Origin of the sequence: Streptomyces prasinopilosus, assembly GCF_001419695.1 — a bacterium.
Taxonomy (GTDB): domain Bacteria; phylum Actinomycetota; class Actinomycetes; order Streptomycetales; family Streptomycetaceae; genus Streptomyces; species Streptomyces prasinopilosus.
This window is the reverse complement of the sequence record NZ_LIRG01000593.1, coordinates 1-6,981: the sequence shown is the minus strand read 5'-3', so window position 1 is coordinate 6,981 and position 6,981 is coordinate 1. Positions and strand designations below refer to the sequence as shown.

Annotated in this window: 5 protein-coding genes, 2 tRNA genes and 1 pseudogene; 4 read left to right on the top strand and 4 right to left on the bottom strand. The window is 74.2% G+C overall.

Annotated features, from left to right (window positions below; genetic code table 11):
• Positions 1-146, bottom strand: a pseudogene (locus tag AOK18_RS34585) (DUF2797 domain-containing protein); the annotation flags it as partial.
• A gap of 113 nt (positions 147-259) precedes the next feature.
• On the bottom strand, positions 260-579 hold a 320-nt coding region (locus AOK18_RS33655; protein ID WP_206281581.1), incomplete at its 3' end, for an HGxxPAAW family protein.
• 100 nt (positions 580-679) lie between these two features.
• Here AOK18_RS33655 and AOK18_RS22885 point away from each other — a divergent pair.
• From AOK18_RS22885 to AOK18_RS22875, 3 genes are all read left to right on the top strand, one after another.
• The gene (locus AOK18_RS22885; protein ID WP_055695559.1) at positions 680-1,156 is read left to right on the top strand and encodes a MarR family transcriptional regulator; all 477 of its coding nucleotides are present in this window, start codon (positions 680-682) and stop codon (positions 1,154-1,156) included.
• 109 nt (positions 1,157-1,265) lie between these two features.
• Positions 1,266-1,697 carry a DUF7144 family membrane protein gene (locus tag AOK18_RS22880; RefSeq protein WP_055574619.1) on the top strand — a complete coding sequence of 144 codons (432 nt, stop codon included), beginning with the start codon at positions 1,266-1,268 and terminating at the stop codon, positions 1,695-1,697.
• Positions 1,698-1,736: 39 nt separating this feature from the next.
• Entirely contained in the window at positions 1,737-2,282 is a 546-nt protein-coding gene (locus AOK18_RS22875) for a potassium channel family protein (protein ID WP_079039950.1), read from the top strand.
• Between the two features lie 92 nt (positions 2,283-2,374).
• Here AOK18_RS22875 and AOK18_RS22870 read toward each other — a convergent pair.
• Together AOK18_RS22870 and AOK18_RS22865 are read right to left on the bottom strand one after the other, a co-directional pair.
• Positions 2,375-2,447, bottom strand: a tRNA-Arg gene (locus tag AOK18_RS22870).
• A 190-nt stretch (positions 2,448-2,637) separates the two neighbouring features.
• Positions 2,638-2,728 (bottom strand) — tRNA-Ser (locus tag AOK18_RS22865).
• A gap of 550 nt (positions 2,729-3,278) precedes the next feature.
• On the opposite strand from AOK18_RS22865, the gene AOK18_RS22860 reads away from it, so the two are divergent.
• Positions 3,279-6,981: PAS domain-containing protein (locus tag AOK18_RS22860; protein WP_099048931.1), on the top strand; the 3,703-nt coding region annotated here is incomplete at its 3' end.

The following is a 6,981-nucleotide window of genomic DNA, read 5'->3' as shown; positions in this document are numbered from 1 at the left end:
CCCACGCACGTCCGCACTCCCCCCTCCGCGACCGCGAAGGCCACCCGTCTCCCCCGGGTCAGCGCGCTGTGCCGGCCGCCGTCCCACACCAGGACGGGACCGCTTGCCGACCACCGCAGCCCCGAGCATCTCCACACCTGTGCCATCCCTACCGAGCGTAGGGTCCGTCACTGACAACGGGCCGCGCGCCGCCTCAGCGCACGGGTCCGCCGGTACCGACGGGGTCCGCTTCCCCCACACCGCTCCTGGCCGCCGGANNTCCACCGCCGCGGTCCGGCGCCGGCCCCGGCCCGCCAGCCGGCATCCCAGGCACCCCGGGTGCCCGTCCCGGGCCTCGGGGTCCCTGACCCGCCAGTCCCACTGCTCCCTCGGCCGCCGTCCCGTCGGCTTGCCCCACCCGGCCAGGTGCAGCGCCCAGGTGACGAGGAGGCCGAACAGGACGACGCCCAGGCCGGCGGCCCGCGCCACCCCGGATCCCGTGCACACCCCCAGCGCGAGAACGGCCGACCCCGCGGTGACGATCCCGAAACCGGTCCACCCGGCGACGGTATGCCCATGGTCATATTGATGTGCACTCACGCACTTGCTCCCTCACACGGTCGACGGGCGCGAAGAAATCTCACGACGTAAGCAATTTAGCGCAGAAAACTCTCACGCGCTAAGTGAAATGGGGAACACCATGCACGCGAAGCCGCGCCCGCCCGCCACACCGGAGCAGGCGCTGTGGGCGATGGACCGCCTCATCGCGACCCACCTGGTGGGCCAGCACCGGATCGCCCAACAGGTGAACCTGAACGTCACCGACCTGACCTGCTTCGGATTCGTCATCGCGGCGGGCGACGACCTCCCCACGGCCGGAGAACTAGCGGAACGCGTCCACGTCACGACGGGCGCGATGACCGGCATCCTCAATCGCCTGGAACGCGCCGGCTACATCACCCGCCGCCCCGACCCCACCGACCGCCGTCGCGTCCGGGTGGCCGCCCGGCCGGACGCCGTGGCCCGGGTCCGTGAGATCTACGAGCCCCACTACGCCCGCCTCACCGCGCTCTTCGCCGACTACGGCCCCGACGAGATCGCCGTCCTGAGCGACTGGTTCACCCGCGCGGACGCCCTCGCGGCCGACTACCTCGAGGAACACGGCCGCACCAAGTGACACGGCGCGCGGCACCGCGCCCGAGGTGCCGAGCACCCCCGGGGGTGCCAACCTGGATGAGGAGACACACCGCTCGGAAACCACTCGGGGCAGCCGAAAGGGCGAGCACATGGCGAGCAATGTCAGTGGAACGCACCGGCAGCAGGCCGGATGGGAGGCCCAGAGCGCCTGGGCGACGGGCTGGACCGGGGCCGCGGCGGTCCTGATGACGTTCGGCGGGATCATGGCGATCTTCCAGGGCATCGCCGCCATCGCCGAGGACAACGTCTTCGTCACCACCCCCAACTTCACCTACGCCTTCAGCCTGACCGGCTGGGGCTGGATCCACCTGATCCTCGGCGCCCTCATCCTGGCCGCGGGGCTGGCCCTGTTCACGGGGGCGACCTGGGCCCGCGCCGTAGGCGTCGCACTGGCCGGCCTGGTCATGATCGCCAACTTCGTGTGGCTGCCCTACGCGCCGGTCTGGTCGATCGTCCTCATCGTCATCTCCGGCTTCATCATCTGGGCCCTGTGCTCCCCCCGCCGTGAGACGACGCCCTGAACCTGGGAACACCCCTCCACCCGGCCACCCTCCCCGCCCATGGACAGCAGCCGCACCCACGAGCCGGCCACGGCGCGGAGAACCCTGTGGCGCTGGTTCGCGCAGGCCGTCGCCGCGACCGTCCTGGTCACCGCCTACTTCCTGCTCCCCGTCGACGGCCTGGGCCCCCGGCGCCCCACCTTGAGCTGGACGCTCTTCGGACTGGCCCTGGCCCTCATCGCCGCCCTGCTGCTCCGGCAGATCAGCCACGTCCTCTTCCACCACCCGCACGCCCGGCCCGGACTGGTGATCCCCCTGCTGATGAGCCTGTCCATCCTGGTCTTCGCCACGGCCTACCAGGCCCTGGCCCAGACCCCCGGCGAACTCATCGGCCTCGACACCCGCCTGGACGCCCTGTACTTCACGATGGTCACCCTCGCCACCATCGGCTACGGCGACATCACCCCGCACGGCCAGACGGCCCGCCTGGTCGCCATGCTCCAGATCCTCTACACCTTCATCTTCCTCACCGCGGCGGCCACGGCCCTGAGCCGCCAGGCCCGCATCGTGCTCCTCCGCCGCAGGACCGACCACCACCCGCCCTGATCCCACCCGATGCCACGGGACCGGACGCCGGCCCACCCTCGTCCACCACGAGAAGAGCCCCGCCGGTTCAACCGGCGGGGCTCTCGTCACTGTGCACTCGGCAGGATTCGAACCTGCAACCTTCTGATCCGTAGTCAGATGCTCTATCCGTTAAGCTACGAGTGCCTGTTTTTCAGTTTTCTCGCCGCTCCCGTCCCTCTGGGGGCTCGCTCGCGGCGACAGGAAGAACATTACATGACCGCCGCCGTCATGTGAAATCCGTTTGCCCCACCCCTTGCGACCTGCGAAAACGACGACAGAAGGCCGGGAACGCGACGAAGCCCCGGCCGGGTGGGCCGGGGCTTCGCAATCGGTGCGGAGGCGGAGGGATTTGAACCCTCGATGGGCTTTAAGGCCCAAACCGCATTAGCAGTGCGGCGCCATAGACCGGACTAGGCGACGCCTCCGTGCACAACCCTCCGCGCGCGAGCGCGGTTCAAGTGGTGCGTGCCGATGATGACACAGTCGTGTGCGGTGTCACCAATCGCCCCCTACGGTACTAGGCGCGACGGCCGCAGGGCAAAGTCCTTCCGCCGGCGCGTGGCGGCCCCTCGTCGCCCCGCCGCGGGGGCGGCCGCCGCACCACGAGGGCGGTCGCGCCGCCGGGCAGTCGCCTCACGAGGACCTACGGATGTGCGGACGTACGGATGTGCGACAGGGGCCGCGGGGTGGGCCGGGCAGGGCCGGGACCGCGTGAAGGTCCCGCAACGGTCCGGGGCGCGGTGGAGCGGATCACGGCCGGTGGCGGGGCGGACCCACGGCCCGCGGCGGGGCGGGCCACGGCCCGCGGCGGCCGGTGGCGGCGTCACAGCACCGTCACGTTACGTGCGACCTCGGTCTCATCCGGCGTCGCGAGCGCAACGCCAGCCCTTAGACTCCCTCCGGTGACACGTTGAGGGCCGGTCGGCAGGACGGCCCGACCGGTCGGCACATCGCGGAACAGGAAGGAAGCGTCTCGTGAGCAGCAGGCCATCCCGAGGCACTGCTCGCCTCGCAGCCATACTGGACGCTCTTCCCGACGCCTTGTTGCTGGTCAACGCCAACGGGACGGTCGTCAACGCCAACACCATCGCCCTCGAGGCCTTCGAGACCCCGGGCACCGCTCTGGTGGGGCGCGGGCTGCTCGACCTGCTGCCGGAGTTCGACTCCAAACTCATCCCCGGCTCCATGCGCCGGCCCGACCACATCGATCCGCGGGCCCGTACCAAGCCGACGCGGATGGTCGCCCGGCGGACCGACGGGGCCGAGTTCCCGGTCGAGGTCACCAGTGCGAATCTGGAGACCGGCCAGCAGGCGTACGACACGTACGGCTACACCGGCGACGAACTGCTGATGCTCGTCGTACGCGATCTGTCCGGCACCGTGGACACCGAGGCCGAGCTGGCCCGCTCCCAGCGGCAGACCGAGATGATCCTGCGGGCCGCCGCCGAGGGTGTCGTCGGGACCGACACCGACGGGCGGATCGTCCTCGTCAACCCGGCCGCCGCCCAGATACTGGGCTACCGGGCCAGCGACCTCGGCGGGCGGGAGCTGCACACCCTCGTCCTCCACTCGCGTGCCGACGGTTCCCCGTTCCCCTACGACGAGTCCCCGCTCGCCGACACCCTGCGGTCCGGGCGCAAGCACCGGGTGCGCGGCCAGGTGCTGTACTCCAAGAACGACGACAAGGTGTCGGTCGACCTGACGACCGCGCCGGTGCGCGACGGCGACCAGCTCGTCGGCGCCGTCATGACCTTCACCGACCGGCGCCCCTACGACGCGCTCGTCAAGGAGAAGGAAGAGGCCGAGCGGCAGCACGCCGAGGAGCTGGAGCGGATCGCCGAGGAGCACTCCTCCGAGCTCACCGCCCTGCGCCAGGAACAGGTCCGCGAGCTGGAGGAACTGCGCGAGGCGCACACCGAGGAACTCGCCGCCAACGAGGAGCGGTACGCCGCGCTCGGCGAGCGGGAGAAGGACCGCTTCGAGGCCCTGGCCGGCCGGCACGAGCAGTTGCTGACCCTGCTCGGGCAGTCGCTGCGGGGCCCGCTGGAGGAACTGCGCCGCGACCTGGCCGCCCTGGCCGCCGACGACGCCGGGCAGCTGTGGCCCGAGGCCAACCAGGTGCTCCACCACCTGTCGGCCGGCTACTCCCGGATCACCACCCTCATCGACAACGTCCTCGGCTTCCAGCGGCTCGACGCCGGGACGGGCGGCATCACCCGCACGAAGGCGATGCTCGACGCCGTCGTCGCCGCCGGTGTCGACGGGGCCGTGGAACTCATCGGGCCGGGCCGGGTCCAGTTCGCCGTGCACGCGCCGCCCATCGAGGCCGAGGTCGACTCACGGCTGCTCGCCACCGCCCTGGCGCACCTCGTCGCGGACGTCGCGGGCGTCGACGCCACCGGCAGCAGCCCCGTGTCGGTGGGCGGCTACCTGGACAACACGGTCGTGGTCGCGGCGGCACAGCGCGGCGAGGTCGTACGGATCGAGGTCCGCGGGCCGTACAGCGGCGGCGACCCGGTGCACGAGCCGATCGTGCGCGGGATCGTACGGGCGCACGGAGGTGTGCTGCAGACGCACGAGGTGCCGGGGATGAGCGGCAGCGCGTTCGTCCTCGAGGTGCCCATCGGGGCCGGCGCGGGTGTCGTCGCCGCGGGTCAGGCGGCACCCCAGCTCGCGTTGCCCGCCGGGGTGCCGGAGAGCGGGACGCCGGGCGGGGCGCCGCTGCCGGGAGCGGTCCCGGTCGAGGTGGCCGCCGCTGCCGCGGACGGTCAGCAGGCTTCCGGCGGCGGACGCCGCAGGGCCCGGCGGTCCTCGGTGGACGCCTTCCTGGAGAGCGGGGTGCCGGGGCCGGACGAGGATCCCGGCGCCGGTGCGGAGACCGCCGTGCCCACCGGACGGCGCAGGCGCCGGGCGGCCGCGGCGGCCGTGGAGCCCGTGCAGGTTCCGGCTCAGGCGCCCGGCGAGGACGCGGCGGCGGTGTCCGGCGGCACCGGACGGCGGCGCGGCCGGCCGGCCGAGAGCGCGGAGGCCGCCGCCCCGGGTGCGGTCGCCGGCGCGACCGGGACGGCCGGCTCCGCGGGCGGCGTGTCCGAGGGGGCCGTCGTCACGGCCGCCGAGTCCGCGGCGGGGTCCGCCGCCTCGAACACCGGGCTGGGCGGGACCGTACCGCCGCAGGGCGTACCCGTCCCGGCGGGCGGACAGCTCGCCCGTCAGGCTCCCGGCGAACAGCACGCCCTGCCGCCCGCGCTGCCCGCGCCGGGCAGTGGGGACGGAACGGCCGGTGTCCCTCAGGGGCAGGCTCTGGATCAGGCTCCGGGACAACGGGGCCAGGAACAGGACCAGGAGCAGCGGGACCAGGCGACCGGGCGGCGTCGGCGTGCGCTGGCGGCGGCCACCGAGCGGGCGGCGGCACAGGAGGCCGCGCCCCGTACGGTGTTCGCCCTGCCGCCCGCCGAGGCGGACCAGGAAGAACAGACCGGGACCGTCGGTACGGCCGGGCAGACCGGTGCGGCCGGACACGGCCGGGCGCAGGGCTCGGCGCCCGTGGCGATGCCCGGACCGGCCACCGCCGGTGACGCGTCGGCCGGCGGGCGCCATGACGCCGTACCGCACGATCAGTCCGACGATCACACCCCTCCGCAGCCCCATCCCACCAGCGCCCCGACGGGCCGCCGCCGGCGGGCCGCCGCCCAGCAGGCCGAGCAGGGGACGGTTCCCCCGCCGGCGCAGGCCGCCCAGGTCCAGGCGCAAGCCCGCGTGCAGGCACCGGCACAGGTACCGGCCCAGGTGCCGGGGAGTGCGGCCGGAGCCGCCGCTCAGCCCGTTCCCGTACCGGGGGCGCCCATGCCGGGGGTACCCGTGCCGGGGGCCGTCCCGGAAGGTGCTCCCGTACCGCCGCAGGGCGTGGCCCTCCCGTCGGCCGTTCCGCCGCAGGGAGCGGCCGGACAGGGGCCGTTGCCCCAGCCGCAGGTTCCGGCACCGGCGGCGGCGTCCCACGATCAGCTCCGGCCGGCCCCCGCCGGGCAGCCGTTGCCCCCGCCGGCGGTGCTGCCGCCCGCTGCCCCCGCGCAGGCGCGAGAGCACACGCAGGGGCAGGCCCCAGCCCGGACTCAGCCCGTCGCTCCGGTGGCGGAACAGCCCGTTCCCGTGGCCCAGCCGCTGCCCGCCGAGGCCGTGCCCGGCCAGGGGACTCCGGCCCGGGGTGTCCCGTCCGCGCAGCCGCCGTGGCCCGCCGCCGGCGAGGCTTCCGGCGCCGGCACTCCCGTACCGCCGCAGGGTGCTCCCGTGCCTCCGATCGGCATGCCGATGCCGACGCCCGCGCCGGCCACCCCGCTGCCTCCCGAGAACGCGGCGGCGCCCTCACCACGGGCCGCCCAGCCGCTTCCCGTCGAGACGTCGGCTCCGGCCGCTCCGGCGGTTCCGGCGGTTCCGGCGGTTCCGGCGGCTCCGGCGGCTCCGGCGGCTCCGGCGGCTCCGGCGGCTCCGGCGGCTCCGGTGGACCCGAACTCGACCCAGGGGCGCGCGTTCAGCGTGCGCACGCTGGGACAGGGCGTGCCGTTCACCCGGCAGGCCGCCCAGGTCCAGCAGCCGCTGCCGTCGGCCACGCCTCCTCCGCACCAGCCGGGCGGCTCGGGCCGCCGCCGCAAGCTCGGTACGCCCCCCGACCCGGCCGCGGGCC

What these genes read in the sequence shown, in the direction of transcription:
- AOK18_RS22885 (WP_055695559.1), top strand. Translation starts at nt 680, where the DNA reads ATGCACGCGAAGCCGCGCCCGCCCGCCACACCGGAGCAGGCGCTGTGG.
- AOK18_RS22880 (WP_055574619.1), top strand. Translation starts at nt 1,266, where the DNA reads ATGGCGAGCAATGTCAGTGGAACGCACCGGCAGCAGGCCGGATGGGAG.
- AOK18_RS22875 (WP_079039950.1), top strand. Translation starts at nt 1,737, where the DNA reads ATGGACAGCAGCCGCACCCACGAGCCGGCCACGGCGCGGAGAACCCTG.